The sequence below is a fragment of the Streptomyces hainanensis genome, from assembly GCF_004348415.1.
GTDB classification, from domain to species: domain Bacteria; phylum Actinomycetota; class Actinomycetes; order Streptomycetales; family Streptomycetaceae; genus Streptomyces; species Streptomyces hainanensis.
Map to the genome: position 1 here is coordinate 1 of NZ_SMKI01000126.1, position 17,016 is coordinate 17,016.

The following is a 17,016-nucleotide window of genomic DNA, read 5'->3' on the forward strand; positions in this document are numbered from 1 at the left end:
CCGATGGCGATGGCGGCCATCAGGATCCGGCTGCCGTTGAGGCCGACCTCCAGGACCCGCAGGCCGTTGCCCGACAGCTCGTTGGCCGCCGGCACCACGCAGTTCGTGAAGGTCGCCGGGTGGGTGCTGCTCTCCACCGACACCGTGCTGACCTGCGCCCACGTGGTGGGCGCCGCCGACCGGCCCGTGCTGGTCGACCTCGTCGGGGCGCCCGGGTCCGAGTCGGTGCCCGCCCGCGTCGACACCGCGGGCTGGGTGCCCGAGAGCGGCGACCAACTCTCCGGGCTCGGCGGGGACCTGGCACTGTTACGCCTCGACCGGCCGCAGCCGCCGGGCCGGGCCACGATGCTCCGGCGGCTCTCGCCCACCTGGGACCGGCCGGTCCGCATGTACGGCTTCCCCGAGGGCCTCGACCAGGGGATCTACCTGCGCGGCCGGCTCGCCGGCGGCATCGGGGGCGACGGGCGGGTGCAGATCTTCCCCGAGGAGGCCGCCGAGGTGGTCCGCCCCGGCTTCAGCGGCGCCGGCGTCACCGACCAGCAGACCGGGCAGGTCATCGGAATCGTCGTCAACGCCTACCTCGGGCAGGGGTTGCGCCTCTCCTTCATGATCCCGACCGAGACCGTGATCCGCCACCTGCCCGGGGTGCGGCAGCGGACCGAGGGCGACTCCGTCGTCGACCGGGAGCTGGTCTCCACCAGCACCGAACCCGCCGAGGAACCCGCCTTCGCCGCCTGGCTCGCCGGCTGGCTGCGCGGCGGTGACGACGCCCCGGCCGTCGACGCCGCCCTGGTCGAACCCGCCGACCGCGCACGGAACCTGACGCTGCGCCGCGCCCTCACCCAGGCCGACCGGGAGCTGTCCACCACCACCGGCCGGGCCCCGGTGACGCCCGGCGGCAACCCCGACACCGTGCCGCCCGTGGGCTCCCTCGACCTGGCCATCGACGTCGGCCGGCAGACCCCGACCGAGCTCGCCGAGCGGATCTGCCGGCGGATGGGCGTCGAGGGTGCCCCCGACCGCCCCGCCGTCGAACGGCTGGCCACCGTCGCGCTGCCCCTGACCATCGTCGTGCACGGCGTCGACCGGGCCCCGGAACCGGCCCGCCTCGATGAACTCCTCGGGCTCCTCGGCGAACAGGGCAGCCGGCTGCTGCTGGTCTTCCACACCGCCCCCGCCGAGACCCGGGACACCGCGGTCGCCGCCCTCCGCCTGCGCCACCGCATCGGCCGGCTCAGCCGCGGGCTCGACACCACCGCCGAGTTGAAGCGCCGGTTCCGCGACCGGCGCCGGCAGGTGTCCACCACCGACCTCGACCGCGCCACCGGGGCCCTCACCACGATCTCCTTCCTGCGCCGCTCCCTGTCACGGCTACGCCGCGAGGCGTCGGCCGCCGACCGCACCGCCGCCCGACTCCACGCCGCCCACGACGAGTTGGACGACTACGAACGGCTGCCGAGGAGCGCCGCCTCCCGACTCGAAGCGGCGTTGACCCGGCTCGACGCGCTCGTCGTCCGCCGGAACGAACTCCGCGGCCGGCTCGGCGCCGCCCAGGCCAGGGCGCGTGCCGCGAACGGCGAGGAGGACCTGCAACTGGCCCGGCTCTACGCGGCGGCGCACGACCTGCTGTGGCGGGCGCCCTGCGACGTGGCCGCCGCCGAGACGGCCGTGCTCCGCTACCTGGCGGCCGTCACCGACCGGGGGGACGAGCCGCCCGCCGGAGTGGTCACCCGGTGACCGGGTCCGGGACGACCCGCTGCGACCGGCCGCCCTGCCCCGGCGAGGTGACCGCCACCGGCTACTGCGACACCTGCGGCCGGCGACCGGCCGCCGTCTCCACCGCGCCGGCCCGCCGGGACCGGGACACGCGGCCCGGGCCGACCGGCACCCCGCCCCGGGCCTCCGCCGTCCTGGCGAGAGCCACCGGCGGGGAGATGACGCTGCCCGACGTCTCCGTCCTCGACCCCTCCGAGCTGATCGACGCCGACCCCCGACTGCCCAGTGACGGCCGCAAGTGCGGCAAGGACGGCTGCCGGGAACCCGTCGGCGTCGGGTACGGCGACCAGCCGGCCGCCCCCACCGGCTACTGCCCCCGCTGCCGCCACCCGTACTCCTTCGTGCCCCAACTCCACCGCGGCGACGTGCTCGGCGGCCAGTACCGGGTGGAGGGGCCGGTGACGCACGGCGGCCTCGGCTGGATCTACCTCGCCAGGGACACCCGCCTCGACGACCACCCGGTCGCCCTCAAGGGCCTGATCAACGCCCACGACGCCACCGCCCTCAGGGTCGCCGAGGCCGAACGCCGCTTCCTCACCGCGCTCGACCACCCCGACATCGTCCGCATCATCAACTTCGTCAGCTGGCGGGACACCGGCTACCTGGTGATGGAGTTCGTCAGTGGACGCTCCCTCAGGGAACTCGTCACCCCCGCGGGACAGGAGCGGCTGCTCGGCGGCCCGCTGCGGCTCGAACACGTCGCCGTCTACGGCTGCCGGATCCTCGACGCCATCGACTACCTGCACGGCCGGGGCCTGCTCTACTGCGACATGAAGCCGGACAACGTCATCCACCACGGCGACCGGATCAAGGTCATCGACCTGGGCGGCGTCCGCCGGATCGACGACCACGACTCGGTCGGCGTGATCACCCCGCCCTACCTGCCGGACGAGGAGCTGTACCGCGCCCCCGACCCGGCCGAGCCACCCGCCCCCGGCGGCGGGCGGCGCCCCAGGTTCACCAAGCTCACCGACCTCTACACCGTGGCCACCACCCTCCGCGAACTGGTGGCCGCCGCCGAGCCGGGGCCGGCGATCGCCCACGACTCGTTCGGCCGGCTCCTCGCCCGCGCCACCGCGCCGGAGACGGGCGCCAGATTCGCCACCGCCGCCGAGATGGCCGCCCAACTGCGCGGAATCTGGCGGGAGATCCACTCCCTGAGCACCGGCGAACCGCACGTCGCCCAGTCCACGGTGTTCTCACCGGGCGCCGACCCGCTGCACGCCGGCCTCGGCGCCGTGCCGCCGCCCGACCACTGGCTGCGGCCCCCCGACCGGCCGGCGCCCGACCTCGACCTCGCGCCGCCGCCGCCCGAGCGGGTCGCGGTCCGGCTCCCCGTCCCCATCCCGCACCCGGCCGCCCCAGGACCCGCCCGCGAACTGCACACCTGCGCCACCTCGCTGGCCCTCGGCGCCCTGGACGCGGCCGAGCAGGCCCTGTTACGCGCCTGCCAACTGCTCGGTCCGGCCGTCGCCCGGCACGACTGGCGGATCGCCTGGCACCGCGGGCTGCTCCTGCTGGCCAAGGGCGACGTCCACGACGACGGCGCGATGCAACGGGCGCTCGGCATGGGCCCGGGCGCCAGGCCCCGGGCCCGGCACTGGTTCGACGCCGTCTGCGACGCGCTGCCCGGCGAGCCGGCGCCCAAGCTGGCCCTCGGCTACTGCGCCGAGCGCGCCGCCGAGCCGGAGGCCGCGGAGCGCGCCTACCTGGCGGTCTGGCGCCGCGACCCGACGGACGGCGCCGCCGCCTTCGGCATCGTCAGGATCCGGCTCGGCCGCGACGACCGCGCCGGGGCGCTCGACGTCCTCGACCGGGTGCCGGCCCACGCGCCCCACCACGGCGCGGCCCGGCTCGCCATGGTCCGGGTGCACGTCGGCTGGCGCGGCGAACAACCGCCCACCGCCGAGGACTTCCGGGCGGCGCAGCGGCTGACGTCGGCGCTGAGCCTGGACGGCGGCCACCCCGAGGGCGAGGAACGCGTTCGACTGACCGCCGAGGTCGGGGCGTCGGCGCTGCGTGCCGTGGCGGCCGGCGCCCTGATCCCCGAGGAACTCGATCCGGGCCCGCTCCTCGGCGACCGCCCCGACGAACGCGCGCTGCGCGAGCGTCTGGAGGCCGCACTCCGGGAACTCGCGGAGCGCGCCCGCACCCGGGAGGAGCACGCGGCACTGATCGACCGCGCCAACCGGGTCCGGCCATGGAGCAGGTTCTGAACGTTCCGGGCCGACCGCACCGAACGCACCGACCGCAGGAGCACGACCGGTTGAAGGAGGAACGACACATGACCGACGCGCAGGACGGACCCGCGGTCACGCTGACCATCAGCCAGGACCGGGAACTCGCCGTCGGGGCCGCCGAGTCGGGCGTGCACGGCTTCCTCAACGTGCGGGCCGGCGGCATCGGTCCCGCGGCCATCGGCGCGGCGCCGGCCGCCGCCGAGGTGATCGTCATCGACTGCTCGGGCTCGATGGCGTCACCCGGCAGCAAGATCACCGCCGCCCGCGAGGCCGGCACCGCGGCCGTCCTGGCACTGCGGGACGGCACCAGGTTCGCCGTCGTCGCCGGCACCGACCGGGCCCGCATGGTCTATCCGCCCGAGGGGCGCCTGGAGACGGCCGACCACGACACCAAGGCCCAGGCCGCCGACCAGATCCGCTACCTCTACCCCAACGGCGGCACCGCCATCGGCGCCTGGCTCCGACTGGCCCGCCGGCTGCTCGCCGCCGACGACGGGGCCCCCGCCCCGGCCGCCGACTTCCGGCACCTGCTGCTGCTCACCGACGGCTGGAACATGAACCAGCCCGAGCTGCTGGCCAGCGAACTCGACGCCTGCCGCGGGCTCTTCGTCTGCGACGCGCGCGGCATCGGCGACGCCTGGAACGCCCTGGAGCTGAAGGAGATCGCCGACCGCCTGCACGGCACCGCCAAGGCCGTGCTGCACGACGCCGACCTGCGGGCCGAGTTCGAGGAGATGGTGCGCGCCTCGATGGCCCGCACCCTCTCCGGCGTCGCGCTCCGCGTCACCCCGCTGCCCGGCAGCGTCATCCGCTTCGTCAAGCAGGTCCACCCCGTCGAGCACGACCTCACCGACAGCGGCCGGCCGACCACCGGCCGGACCGTCGAGTACCCCACCCCGGCCTGGCAGGACGACGAGGAGCGCGTCTACCACGTCTGCCTGGACGCCGACCCCGCGGGCCGCCCCCGCCACGAGGACCTGCAGATCGGCTACGCCCAGGTCGCCGTGGCCTCCGACCGGGTGGCCGCCCCCGAGCCGGTGCCGATCCTCGTCCACTGGCTGCCGGGGGACGCCCACCCCACCAGGGTCAGCGCCGTCAGCGAACACTTCACGCTCTACGGCGAGTTCGGCCGCGTCGTCGCCGACGCCTACGACGCCCACCAGTCCGGCGACCTGCCCGCCGCGCGGGACCGGCTCGGCGCCGCCGTCCGGATCGCCCACCGGCTCGCCGACGCCGAGAAGCTGCGGCTGCTCGCCGAGGTCGTCGAGATCGTCGACGCCGCCACCGGCCGGGTCCGGCTGCGGCAGGCCTTCGACCGGCGCCACCTCGGCCAGCTCGTGATGCTCAGCAGCCGCACCACCCTGCTGTCCGAGGACCGCTCCGAGCCCCCGCCACCCGACGGCGACCGGCCCGAGCCCGCCGAACCGCGCCGCTGCCCCCACGCCGACTGCACCGCGCTCTCGCCCGCCTACGCCCGCTTCTGCGTTCGCTGCGGCCAGCCCATGACCGGCGGACCCGACCAGGAGCAGCCGTGACCGGCACCCGCCGGGCGCTGTCCCGCCGGCTGATCCTGCTGCTCGCGCTCACCACCGCCGCCGTGGCCGCGCTGTTCTTCGCCTACGCGGGCGTCCACCGGGGCGCGGGACCGGTGCGCGACGGCACCGCCCCCGCCATCCTCGACGTCACCACCGCGCAGGACGCGCTGCGCCAGGCCAACGACGCCGCCAGGAACGCCCTGGAGTCCGGCCAGAGCGCGCTGGTCGGCGCCGGCGGCGGCTACCGCATCCACCTGGCGGTGGCCAACCAGAGCCTGGCCGGCGCCGCCGAGGGCGACGTGACAGGCGACACCGGGCTGCGCGCCCTGCAGACCGTCAGCGGCCTCATCGTCGCCTACTCGGGCTGGATCGAACGGGCCGCCACGGTGCCGGACGACTCCCCGCTGCTCGACGCCTACCTGCACTACGCCGACACCATGCTCAACCGGCCGGTCACCGGCATCCTCGCCCGCCTGGACGACCTCCAGGCCGGCCAACGCACCACCCTGGCCGACCAGACCACCTTCGGCTGGCCGGGGCGGCTCTCCTGGGCCGCGGCCCTGCTGCTGTGCGCCGCCCTGGCCGGCGCCCTGCTGGAGACCCAGCGCTTCCTGCGCCACCGCTTCCGGCGGCGCCACCACCCCTGGCTGCTGGGCGCCACCGCGGTGACGCTCGCCGCCGGCGCCCTGCTGGCCGCCGGCACCGTCCAGACCCAGCACGCCAAGGACGCCTCGCGCGACCAGCTCGCCGCGACCGTCGGTACCTGGCGGTCGACCTCGGGGGACGAGCCGACCGCGACGCCGGCCGACGTGGCCGGGGCCATCCGCCACACCGCCCAGGAGGTCGAGACCGAGATGCGTGACACCGACTGGCTGGCCGGCCTGACCGGCTGGGTGCCGGCACTCGGCCCGGTGCTCGGCGCGCTGATCCTGCGGGGCCTGCTGCCCCGCCTCGCCGAGTACCGGTACCGCACGCGATGAGGGGCCGACGCACCGCCCTCGCCGGAGCCCTCGCCCTGCTGCTGGCCACGGCCGCCGTCGTCGGCGGCGTGGTCGGTGCCGCGTCCCAGGCGCCCACCGTCTCCGTGTTCGCCTCCTGGACCGGCGACGAGGGCGCCGTGTTCGGCGCCGTGCTCGACGACTTCACCGAGCGGACCGGCATCGAGGTCGAGTACCAGGGCACCACCGCGCAGCGCGAGGTGCTGATGTCCCAGGTGCGGTCCGGATCGCCACCCGACGTGGCGATCCTCTCCAGCCCCGGCGAGCTGGCCGAGTACGCCGCCCGCGACGAGATCCTCCCGCTCGGCGCCGCGCTCGGCGAGCAGCGCGACGCGTACCGCGAACCCTGGCTGACCCCGCTCTCCGGTGCGGAGGCGGCGGACGTCTACTGGGTGCCGGTCAAGGTCGACCTCAAGAGCGTCGTCTGGTACGACCCGGCGCGGCTCAGCCCGGACGAGGCCGTCTCGCTGGCCGGCGACGGCGACAACTGGTGCCTGGGCATGGGCTCGGACGCCACCTCGGGATGGCCAGGCACCGACTGGGTGGAGGACCTGCTGCTCCAGAGCGCCGGGCCCGACGCCTACGAGTCCTGGGCCACCGGCACCCCGGGCAGCTGGACCACCGAGGAGATGGCGGCCGCCTGGCGCGGCGTGGCCCAGGTGCTCACCGGCCAGGGCTCGACCCGCGCCACCGAGTCCCTCACCCAGGACATCGGCGTGGCCTCCGGCGGGCTGTTCGCCGCGGAGCCGCGCTGCGCGCTCGACCACCAGTCGTCGTTCATCCGCGGCCTGTACGGCGCCGAGGCGCCCGGCGACGGCGTGCCGGAGGCGGCGTTCCTGGCCTCGTCCACCGTGCTGCCCGGCACCGGCGGCCGGCAGCGGGGCTGGGAGGTGGCCGGCGACTTCGCCGGCATGTTCCGCGACACCCAGGAGGCGCGACGGCTCATCGGCTACCTCGCCTCTGCCGAGGCCCAGGAGGTGTGGGCCCGCGCCGTGCCCGACGACGTGCCGAGCCCGATGTTCGCCAACTCCCGGGTGCCGCGGGACGTCTACGCCGACGACCCGGCGGGCGGCGCGGTCGCCGACCTGCTCCGTGGCCCGGGACCGCACTGCCTGGACGCCTCGGACGCCATGCCGCCGGCCATGCGGGACGCGTTCCAGCAGGCCGTGCTGCGCCTGCTCGCCGCGCCCGACGAGCCGCCCGACGGCCTGCTCGCCGAGCTGGAGGTGGCGCGGGCGGCGGTGACCGAGGACGGCGGCGTCTGGCTGTCCTCGGTCTGCGGCTAGGTCCTGTCGGGGCGGACAGGGCCTGGGTCGCGGCGGGTCAGCCCGCCGCGGCCGCCTCGATCTCCGCCCGTTCCGGCATCGACGACGAGGCGCCGGGCCGGCACACCGAGATCCCGGCGGCGGCCGCGGCCCAGGCCAGCGCGGCCGGCATCGGCCGGCCCTCGCCGCCGGCCACCGCGAGCGCGCCCACGAACGTGTCGCCGGCCGCCGTGGTGTCCACGGCCCGGACCCGGGTCGCCGGCACGGTGACCGGCTCGGCGCCCCGGGCGGCGTACAGGCTGCCGGCCCCGCCCAACGTGATCACCACCTCGGGCACCGCGTCCAGCAGGGCCCGTGCCGCCCGACCCGGTTCACGCTCCCCGGTCAGCACCTCGGCCTCGTGCTCGTTGGGCACCAACAGGTCGGTGAGCGCGAGGAGTTCGTCGGGCAGCGGCCGGGCGGGCGCCGGGGTGAGCACCGTCCGCACGCCGTGTGCCCTGGCCGCCCGCGCCCCGGCGAGCACGCCCGCCATCGGCAGTTCGAGCTGGAGCAGCAGGGCGCCGGCGGCCGCGATCCGCTTCTCGTCGCCCGGCGCGAGCCCCGTCACCGTGCCGTTGGCGCCCGGCACCACCACGATGGAGTTGCCGCCCTCGTCGTCGACCACGATGTGCGCGATGCCGCTCGGCCCCGGCGCCGTGCGCAGACCCGCGGTGTCCACGCCGGAGTCGGCGAGCGCGGCGCGCAGCCGGGGCCCGAAGTCGTCGTCCCCGACCGCGCCGATCATGGTGACCCGGCCGCCCGCGCGGGCCGCCGCGATGGCCTGGTTGGTGCCCTTGCCGCCGGGCACCGTGCGGAACTCCCGCCCGGAGACGGTCTCGCCGAGCCGGGGCGCCACCGGGACGTAGACGACGAGGTCCATGTTGGTGGAGCCCAGCACGGCGACGGCCGGGCCCCGGCCGCCCCGCGGCGGTTCGGCCGCCCGGCTCACGCGACGACCTCCAGGGTGAGCGCGGCGAGTTCGTCGAACCCTATGCCGTCGAAGCCGGCGACCGAGGTGGCGAGCCGGTTCTTGAGCGGCGCGGTCCACCTGGCCGGCAGCGCGGTCGGCGAGCCGGCGAGCAGCCCGGCCACCGAGCCGGCCGTCGCGCCGTTCGAGTCGGTGTCCCACCCTCCGGACACCGCACGGCAGATGGACGCCGTGAAGTCGCCGTCGGCGTGGGTCAGCGCGGCGGCGAGCAGCGCCGCGTTGGGCAGCACGTGCACCCAGTGGTGGTCGGCGTAGCGGGCGTGCAGCCGGTCCACCACGGTGTCGAAGTCGCCGGGCGCCGGCAGTTCGCGGGCCGTGGCGACGCCGAGCCGCACGGCGGCCGCCAGCCGGGAATCCGGCGGCACCACGGAGAGACCGGCCCGCAGGCAGCCGTGCACGTCCTGGCCGCCGCCGGCCGCCGCCGCGACGGTGGCGGCCACGAACATCGCCCCGTAGACGCCGTTCGAGGTGTGCGTCAACACGGCGTCCCGATGGGCGAGTTCGGCGGCGGCCGCCGGATCGCCCGGGTGCGTCCAGCCGAACACGTCGGCCCGGATCTGGGCGCCGATCCACTCCCGGAACGGGTTGCGGTGGCTGGCGGTCGCCGGCGGCTCGATCCCGGCCAGCAGATTGCGGTAGGCGACCCGCTCGGCCGTGAAGGTGCGGCCGGCCGGCAGCTCGTCGAGCCAGAGCCCGGCCACGTCCGCGGTGGCGAAGCCGTGGCCGTGCCGGTGCAGCAACAGCAGGCCGAGCAGCGGGTAGTTGAGGTCGTCGTCCTCGGGTGCCCCGTCGATGTTCTCGGCCAGCGAGGTGGCCGCGGAGCGCCGGTTCCAGGGGTGGGCGGCGGTCAGCTCGGCCGGCAGCCCGCGCGCCGTGAACCACTCGTCGAGCGGCCAGTTCCCGGTGGCCCCGGCGAGGGCGCGGATGCCGGCGAGCGGCAGCTTCTCCACCGGCTTGCCCAGCACACAGCCGGCCGCCCGGCCCAGCCATCCCGCGTGCAGCCGGCTCTCCAGGACCAGCCGGTCGGCGGCGGCCGTCCCGGCCGGCGGGGGAGCGGGCCACTCCGGGCAGGCGGCCCGGATCGTGTCAAGACCGGTCGGCTCCCGGTCGGCCGACGGCGCGGGGAGCAGGGCCAGTTCGTCGAGCAGCCGCTCGGCGAGCGGCCGCAGCGCCGGGTCGCCGGGCCCCGGCGAGGCGCCGGCCCGCTCGGGCGCGGCCCGGCCGCCGGCGGCCAGCCAGCGCCGCTCGATCGGCGCGGCGTCCCTGCCGTCCTGGGCCGCCTGCCGCAGCTCGTGCCCCACCAGATCCTCCGGCTGCACCCAGGTCAGCCGCAGCGCCCGCCCGCTCATGCCACCCCCGTGATCGCGCCGAACAGCTCCTCGTGGGCCCGCCGGCGCTCGACGTCCCGCGCGAACACCTCGCGGGCCACCGCGGCCAGCGCCTCGGCCGGCGCCCGCAGGTCGAGCCGGCTGGCCCGCGACACCTCGCCGCTCCACTCCTCGGGCACCGCCTCCGCGCCGCGCAGCGCGCCCACCACCGCGCCCGCCATGGTGGCGATCGAGTCGCAGTCCCGGCCGTAGTTGACCGCGCCGAGCACCGTGTGCCGGTAGTCGCCGCGGCCGACGAGCAGCATGCCGAGGGCGATCGGCAGCTCCTCGATGGCGTGCAGCCGCGACGGGCGGCGGGCGCCGAGCGACGGCTTCCGGTAGTCCGTGCCCACCGTGTCGAACGGCGCCACGGCCGCCCGCAGCGGGGCGAGCGCCGCCTCGAAGTCGTCGTGGCCCGCCGCCACCTCGCACACCGCCTCGATCGCCGCCCTGGTGCCGTCCTTCGCCAGCGCCAGCGCCTCGGCCACCACCGACTCCGGGGTGGCGCCCGGCTTGAACGCCGCCGCCACCGCCGCCGCGAACACCCCGGCCGCCTCTCGCCCGTAGGACGACTGGTGCGCGCCCGCCACGTCCAGCGCCTCCGCGTAGGCCCCCGCCGGGTTGCCGGCGTTGACCACCCCCACCGGCGCCATGTACATCGCGGCACCGCAGTTGACGATGTTGCCGACGCCCGCCTCGCGCGGGTCCACGTGGCCGTAGTGGATCCGGGCCACGATCCACTTCTCGGCCAGGAAGATCCGCTGCAACGGCAGGACCTCCGCGTCGAGTTCGGGGACCCAGCGGGGCGTGGTGATCAGGTCGGGCACCAGGTGGTCGGCGACCGCGTAGGCGTCCAGGTGGTCCCGCACCTTCTCGTAGACCCGCACCAGCGCGTGCGTCATCAGGGTGTCGTCGGTGACGTGCCCGTCGCCCTTGTGGTACGGCGCGATCGGCCGGGCGGTGCGCCACGCGTCCCGGTGGAACGGCTCGACGATGCCCCGCACCCGGCCGCCGTGCCGCTCGACGATGGCCTCCGGCGTCCAGCCCTCGACCGGGCCGCCGAGCGCGTCGCCGACCGCGGCGCCCACCAGGGCGCCCGTGGTGCGGCTCTCCAGGGAGGGAAGGGCCAGGTCGGGGAGGGGGATGATGGGTGAGGTCATGCGGTGGATCCCTTCTGGCGGGTGGTGCTGTTCCGGGCCGCGGCGCGGCCCGGCGCGGTGGCGAGGTCGGGGGCAGCGCCGAGGTCGCGGGCCGGGGCGAGCGCCGGCGGCGGGGTGAGCCCGGCCGGGTCCGCGGACCGCGGCGCGGTGCCGGCGGGCGACCCGGCTCCGGCGAACGGGCCGGCGGCGAGCCGGCCGGCGAGATCGACCAGGTCGGTGCCGGCCAGTCGGGGCAGCGCGCAGCCGGGCAGGGTACGGCAGGCCGCCCGCCAGCTCTCGGGCAGCGCCGCCGCGCCCGAGACGGCCCCGGTCAGCGCGCCGGCCAGGGCCGGCGCCGAGTCCGCCACCCGGGACAGGCAGGCCGCCGACGGCACCGCCTCGCTGACCGCGCCGGCCGCCGCGGTGGCCACGGCCAGCGCCACCGGCACCGTCTCGGCCGCGGCGATGCCGTAGCTGTAGACGTGGTCGACGATCTCGTGCTCCAGAACCGGCACCAGCGCGAACGCGTGGCCGGCCCGGCCGGGGGCGGTGGCCACCGTGGACCTGGCCAACTCGACGGCGTGCAGCGCGTTGCGGCGGATCTCGGTGCCGTCGGGCAGCTGCCGCAGCGCCGCGTCGACGCAGGCGTCGACCGGGGCGCCGGCCAGCGCCACGGCCAGCGCGGCCGCCATCGCCCTGGCGCCGTGCACCCCGTCGCCGTCCTGCGTGTAGCGGGCGTCGAACTCGGCGAGATCGGCGGCCGACTCGGGATCGCCCGGGTGGACGGCGGCCAGCACCGCGGCCCGCACACAGGCCGCGTCGTCGAAGTAGTGCGGGTTGTCGTGACCGGTGGCGGGCGGCCGCAGGCCCGCCGCCAGGTTGCCGAGGCCGGCCCGCACCGAGATCCTGGCGCGCAGCGGGATCCGCGCCGACTCGATCTCGTCCGCCCGCTCGGCGGCCGCCGCCACCTCGTCCGCGAGGCCGGTCCAGGCCAGCGCCAGCGCCGACCGCACCCGGCCGCCGATCCCCTCGGGCGCGCCGCCCCCACTGGCCGCCGACAGCACCGACAGCGCGGTGAACGCCGCCCACTCGGCGTCGTCCGACGGGCCGAGCCGCAGCGGCTCGGGCGGCTGGTTGAGCGCTATCGGCACGGGCAGCGTGGTGGTGGCGTTCTGCTCGGCGAAGGTGTCGAGCTCCCTGGTCAGCCGCCTGGTCCACTCCGGCAGCCGGGCCGCCCGGTGGCGCCCGGACGGCCAGCCGGCCGCGTCCCCGGCGGCGATCCCGAGCAGCAGTCCCTCGATCCGGCGTCCGGGATCCGCCGCGGCGGTCGGCGCGGTCACGGCGTCACCGCCCGTCCGCCGGCCGGCGGTACGGCGCCGCGCCGTCCCCTGGCGCGGCCGACGCGGGCGCTCCGCTCCGTCACGACGCCACCTCCGCGAGGTCGTTCGAGGGGCCGAGCCGGGCGGCCAGCCGGTCGGCCACCTCCAACACGTGCCGGCCGGCCATCGACGGCAGGCAACTGCCGCGCACCGGCCCGATCGCCGCCGCCCACTCCGCGGGGACGGCCCCCTCGCCGCGCAGCGCCCCGCACAGCGCGCCGGCGACCGCGGCCGTGGTGTCCGCGTCCCGGCCCATGTTGACGGCCGTCTCGACGGCCCGGGCGAAGTCGCCGCGCGCCGCGTCGAACGCGCCGAAGGCCAGGCCGACCGCCTCGGGCGCCAGATCGGTCCACGGATAGCCGCCGATCACGGTGGCCGACCTGACGGCCCGCTCGATCGACAGCTGGTTGGCCCGCGGATCGCGCCGCGCCCGCCGGGCCGCCGTCACGGCCCGGTGCAGCGAGCGCGCCGTCCACGAGTCCTCGGGCACCACCGAGAGCGCGGCCAGCACCACGACGTCCGGGCTGTGGCTCACCATCGCCGCCGCCACGCCGGCCGCCACGGCCTGCCCGCCGTAGATGCCCTCCCCGTCGTGCGAGACCGTGCCGTCGATCGCCACCAGGCGGGCCGCCTCGGCGGGCCGGCCGGCGGCGAACACCCCGAACGGCGCGGCCCGCATCGCGAGCCCGTCGCTCCAGGCGTGCCGGTGCTGTGCCGAGATGGGCGCCGCGAGCCCCCGGCGCAGGTTCTCCAACGTGCCACGTTCGCTGAACCCGGCGCCCCTGAAGGGCCCCTCGTCCCGGTCCGCGATCCACTCGTGCCAGGCCGACTCGACGTGCTCCACGGTCAGCCCCGATCCGTGTTCGGCGAGCAGCAGCCCGGAGAAGATCGCGTACTCGGTGTCGTCCGTGCCGGCCGGGTCGTCCGAGACGAAGCCCGCGATGCGGCCCCAACGCTCCCTGATCTGCGAGGGTTTGAGGTTCTCGGCCGGTGCGCCGAGCGCGTCGCCGACGGCGAGGCCGAGCATGGCGCCCCGGGCGCGGTCCCGCGGCGCGACGGCGACGGGCGGCGGCTGGTCGGGCACGGTGCGCAGCCGGCGCGGTGCCGGTTCCGCCTCCGTGCCCGCGTCCGGTTCCGGGACGGTCGTGGTGCTGGCGCTCATGGTGTCGTCAGAACTCTTTCCTGGGGGGTGTGGGGTGGTCCGTGAGGGCGGGACCGCGTCAGCGCTGGTAGCGGTCGAGGATCCGGTTGCCGTCGTCGGTGAGCTCGTCGCGCAGCCCCGCGAGGTCCAGGGCCCCGGCGTAGTACTCCTGGAACGCCGGGGTGGCGATCTTGTCCTTCCACTCGGGGTAGCCGCGCACCCCGAGGACGGGGGAGGGGCGCAGCTCGGCGGCTATCTCGGAGCCGACGGCCCAGCCGTCCTCGGCGGCGTTGAGCGCCGGGTCGGTCAGCGCGGTGCGGCTGGTGGGCAGCATCCAGTCGCCGAGCGCCAGGTCGACGGCGTGCTCGGGCCGGGTGAGGAACGCGATGAAGTCGACGGCGGCCTGCTGGTGTTCGCTGTCCTCCGCCACCGAGAGGGTCTGCGGTACGACGCCCTGGGCGAGCCCGTGTTCGGGGCCGCCGGTCGGCATCGGCAGCACCGTCCAGGCGAAGCCGTCGGGTGCCTGCTGCGACACCTGCTGCCGGAAGGAGAAGTTGAGCGGCACCATGGCGTAGCGGTCGGCGAAGAAGCCGGGCAGCGTCTCGGAGCCCGACATGCCGAGGCTGCCCTCCGGCGCGGTGCCGTCCTCGTGGACCTGGCGGTTCACCAACTCGGCGACGGCGGAGTCGGCGGCGCCGAAGCGGACCACGTTCTCGCCGTCCTGCCGCTCGAAGACCTGGCCGCCGGTGGTCAGCGAGAGGTTGACCGACTGGGCCACCGGCTCCCGCATGGACCAGGCGACGCCGTAGGTCTCGGGGGTGCCGTCGTCGTCCTCGTCGACCGTCAGCGCCCGGGAGGCGTCCTCGAACTCGGCCCAGCTCCAGGGCTGTTCGGTGGTGGGGACGCGTACCCCGGACGCTTCGAGCAGCCGGGTGTTGGCGATCAGCACGCGCGGCTCCTGGAGGAACGGCACGCCGTAGACGCCGCCGTCGTAGGTGGTGGTGGCCCAGGACTCGGCGGGGATGTCGTCCCGCAGCTCGTCCGGCAGCAGCCCGTCCAGGTCGGCCAGGAAGCCGCCGTTGGCGAAGTCGGTGAGGTCGGAGGCGTCGTCGTGGATGATGTCGGCGGCCTCGCCGCCCTCGAACGAGGTCAGCAGGTGGTCGTGGATGTTGTCCCAACTGCCCTGCACGTAGCGCACCTGCACCTCGGGGTTGGCCGCGTTCCACTCGGCGACCAGCGCCTCGTTGGCGGCCACCGACTCCTCCTGCCAGGCCAGGCTGAGGAACTCCAGGGTGATCCGGCCGTCGTCCGCGCCGCCGTCGCCCGAGCCGGCGCAGCCGGCCGCGACGACCAGCGTGAGCGCGGCGGCGGCGGCTCGGCTCGTCCGCGCGCCCATCAGCCCTTCACCGCCCCGGCGAGCATGCCGCCGACCAGGCGCCGCTGGAGCAGCGCGAAGAACAGCAGGGCCGGCAGGGTGGCGAGCACCGACGCCGCGGCCAGCGGGCCGAGGTCGGCCACGCCCTCGGCGCCGATGAAGTGGGTGAGGATCACGGACATCGTCTGCTTCTCCGGTGACTTGAGCAGGACCAGGGCGAAGAAGAACTCGTTCCAGGCGGTGACGAAGGAGAACATCAGGGTGGCGACGAGGCCCGGGGTGAGCATGGGCAGCACGACGCCGACCAGGGTGCGGAGCCGACCGGCGCCGTCCATCGCGGCGGCCTCCTCCAACTCGACCGGCACCGCCCGCACGTAGCCCTGGAGCATCCAGAGCGCGAACGGCAGGTTCCAGACCACGTAGACCAGGACGAGCCCCGGCAGCGAGTTGATCAGGTGCAGGTTCCGCAGCACCAGGAACAGCGGGATGATGACCAGCACGAAGGGGAACATCTGGCTGATCAGGATCCAGACCGTGCCGGCCTGGCTGATCCGGGACCGGAAGCGCACCATCACGTACGCCGCCGGCACGGCTATCGTCACGGCGATCAGCGCCGCGCTGACCGCGACCAGCGCGCTGTTGAGCGCCGACCGCAGCAGCGGCTGCGCGTCGAAGGCGTCCCGGTAGTTGTCCAGACTCGGGCTCCTGGGCAGCCAGGTCGGATCGATCGCCCCCAGCTCCTGCGGCGACTTGAACGAGGTGGACACCAGCCACAGCAGCGGGAAGGCGAGGAAGACGAGATAGGCGCACAGGGCCAGGTACTGGCCTGCCCGGCCGGCACGGTGGGCGACGGATCGCCGGGCGACGCTCATGACTCCTCCCGAAGCCGGTTCCGCAGGAACACCGTCAGCAGCACGGCGACGACGCCGACCAGCACCAGGCCCATCGCCGCGGCGTAGCCGTACTGGCCGTAGGTGAACGCCTCCTCGTAGACGAAGAGGCTCGGCAGCCTGGTCTGGCCGCCCGGGCCGCCGCCGGTGAGCACGTACACCAGGCCGAACGAGTTGAAGTTCCAGATGAAGTTGAGGGCGGTGATGGCCAGCACCACGGGACGCAGCGCCGGCCAGGTGACGGTCGTGAAGCGGCGCCACACGCCGGCGCCGTCGATCGCGGCGGCCTCCCGCAGCTCGTGCGGCACGTTCTGCAGGCCGGCGAGCAGCACCACGGTCGTCTGCGGCATCCCGGCCCAGATCCCGACCACGATCACCGCGGGCAGCGCCAGCGACAGGTCGGTGAGCCAGTCGACGTTCTCGTCGATCAGGCCGAGCTGGGCCAGCGTCCCGTTGAGGATGCCGGCGTCCTGGTGGTAGACCAGCCGCCACATGATGCCGACGACGACCTCGGGCATCGCCCAGGGCACGATGGCCAGGGTCCTGGCCAGCCAGCGGAACCGCAGGTCCTGGTTGAGCAGCAGGGCGAGCCCGAGGGCCAGCAGGAACTGCAGCGAGGTGACGGCGAACGCCCAGACCAGGCCGATCCGGAACGACTCCCGGAACAGGTCGTCGTGCCACAGGTCCTGGAAGTTCAGCAGGCCCACGAACTGGGTGGGGGAGGTGCGGCCGGCCTGCGCGTCGGTGAACGCGAGCGAGATGCCGTAGAGCAGTGGCCCGACGCTCAGCACGAGTATCGGGAGCAGCACCGGGAGCAGGAGGAACCACGCTCCCCGGTCGAGCCCGAGCGCCTGACGACGGCGGCCGGGGGTTCTGGGCGGCGG

The 17,016-nt window shown here is 75.8% G+C and carries 13 protein-coding genes; 5 read left to right on the top strand and 8 right to left on the bottom strand.

Annotation, left to right across the window (positions count from 1 at the left end; translation table 11 throughout):
• Positions 1–123 precede the first annotated feature (123 nt).
• The 5 genes from E1283_RS13990 (at position 124) to E1283_RS14010 (ending at position 7,835) form a co-directional block, all read left to right on the top strand.
• A complete protein-coding gene (locus E1283_RS13990; protein WP_165956114.1) occupies positions 124–1,737 on the top strand; it encodes a S1 family peptidase in 1,614 nt (537 codons plus the stop codon).
• Complete coding sequence (locus tag E1283_RS13995; RefSeq protein WP_132818344.1) at positions 1,734–3,992, top strand: serine/threonine-protein kinase; 2,259 nt, start codon at positions 1,734–1,736, stop codon at positions 3,990–3,992. Before E1283_RS13990 ends, E1283_RS13995 begins: the two co-directional genes overlap by 4 nt.
• 68 nt (positions 3,993–4,060) lie before the next feature.
• Positions 4,061–5,551 (top strand): VWA domain-containing protein, encoded by a 1,491-nt coding sequence (locus tag E1283_RS14000; protein WP_165956115.1) that lies wholly within the window; start codon positions 4,061–4,063, stop codon positions 5,549–5,551.
• Positions 5,548–6,531 (top strand): hypothetical protein, encoded by a 984-nt coding sequence (locus tag E1283_RS14005; RefSeq protein ID WP_132818346.1) that lies wholly within the window; start codon positions 5,548–5,550, stop codon positions 6,529–6,531. Before E1283_RS14000 ends, E1283_RS14005 begins: the two co-directional genes overlap by 4 nt.
• On the top strand, positions 6,528–7,835 hold the full coding sequence (locus E1283_RS14010; RefSeq protein ID WP_132818347.1) for an extracellular solute-binding protein: 1,308 nt from the start codon (positions 6,528–6,530) through the stop codon (positions 7,833–7,835). The genes E1283_RS14005 and E1283_RS14010 overlap by 4 nt, the downstream gene beginning before the upstream one ends.
• 37 nt (positions 7,836–7,872) lie before the next feature.
• On the opposite strand, the gene E1283_RS14015 is transcribed toward E1283_RS14010, so the two are convergent.
• The 8 genes from E1283_RS14015 to E1283_RS14050 all read right to left on the bottom strand — a co-directional run.
• Complete coding sequence (locus tag E1283_RS14015; protein WP_279571253.1) at positions 7,873–8,802, bottom strand: ribokinase; 930 nt, start codon at positions 8,800–8,802, stop codon at positions 7,873–7,875.
• The gene (locus E1283_RS14020; RefSeq protein WP_132818348.1) at positions 8,799–10,190 is read right to left on the bottom strand and encodes an ADP-ribosylglycohydrolase family protein; all 1,392 of its coding nucleotides are present in this window, start codon (positions 10,188–10,190) and stop codon (positions 8,799–8,801) included. The genes E1283_RS14015 and E1283_RS14020 overlap by 4 nt, the downstream gene beginning before the upstream one ends.
• Positions 10,187–11,368: an ADP-ribosylglycohydrolase family protein gene (locus E1283_RS14025; RefSeq protein ID WP_132818349.1), complete on the bottom strand. Its 1,182-nt coding sequence runs from the start codon at positions 11,366–11,368 to the stop codon at positions 10,187–10,189. The genes E1283_RS14020 and E1283_RS14025 overlap by 4 nt, the downstream gene beginning before the upstream one ends.
• The gene (locus E1283_RS14030; protein WP_243744832.1) at positions 11,365–12,687 is read right to left on the bottom strand and encodes an ADP-ribosylglycohydrolase family protein; all 1,323 of its coding nucleotides are present in this window, start codon (positions 12,685–12,687) and stop codon (positions 11,365–11,367) included. The genes E1283_RS14025 and E1283_RS14030 overlap by 4 nt, the downstream gene beginning before the upstream one ends.
• 79 nt (positions 12,688–12,766) lie before the next feature.
• Complete coding sequence (locus E1283_RS14035; protein ID WP_132818350.1) at positions 12,767–13,888, bottom strand: ADP-ribosylglycohydrolase family protein; 1,122 nt, start codon at positions 13,886–13,888, stop codon at positions 12,767–12,769.
• Positions 13,889–13,946: 58 nt separating this feature from the next.
• The gene (locus E1283_RS14040; RefSeq protein WP_132818351.1) at positions 13,947–15,263 is read right to left on the bottom strand and encodes an ABC transporter substrate-binding protein; all 1,317 of its coding nucleotides are present in this window, start codon (positions 15,261–15,263) and stop codon (positions 13,947–13,949) included.
• Complete coding sequence (locus tag E1283_RS14045; RefSeq protein ID WP_132818352.1) at positions 15,263–16,114, bottom strand: carbohydrate ABC transporter permease; 852 nt, start codon at positions 16,112–16,114, stop codon at positions 15,263–15,265. The genes E1283_RS14040 and E1283_RS14045 overlap by 1 nt, the downstream gene beginning before the upstream one ends.
• Positions 16,111–17,016: carbohydrate ABC transporter permease (locus E1283_RS14050; RefSeq protein ID WP_243744833.1), on the bottom strand; the 906-nt coding region annotated here is incomplete at its 5' end. The genes E1283_RS14045 and E1283_RS14050, both read right to left, overlap by 4 nt.

Coding starts and splice junctions, on each gene's coding strand:
- E1283_RS14000 (WP_165956115.1), top strand. CDS start 4,061: ATGACCGACGCGCAGGACGGACCCGCGGTCACGCTGACCATCAGCCAG.
- E1283_RS14010 (WP_132818347.1), top strand. CDS start 6,528: ATGAGGGGCCGACGCACCGCCCTCGCCGGAGCCCTCGCCCTGCTGCTG.
- E1283_RS14020 (WP_132818348.1), bottom strand. CDS start 10,190: ATGAGCGGGCGGGCGCTGCGGCTGACCTGGGTGCAGCCGGAGGATCTG.
- E1283_RS14025 (WP_132818349.1), bottom strand. CDS start 11,368: ATGACCTCACCCATCATCCCCCTCCCCGACCTGGCCCTTCCCTCCCTG.
- E1283_RS14035 (WP_132818350.1), bottom strand. CDS start 13,888: ATGAGCGCCAGCACCACGACCGTCCCGGAACCGGACGCGGGCACGGAG.
- E1283_RS14040 (WP_132818351.1), bottom strand. CDS start 15,263: ATGGGCGCGCGGACGAGCCGAGCCGCCGCCGCCGCGCTCACGCTGGTC.
- E1283_RS14045 (WP_132818352.1), bottom strand. CDS start 16,114: ATGAGCGTCGCCCGGCGATCCGTCGCCCACCGTGCCGGCCGGGCAGGC.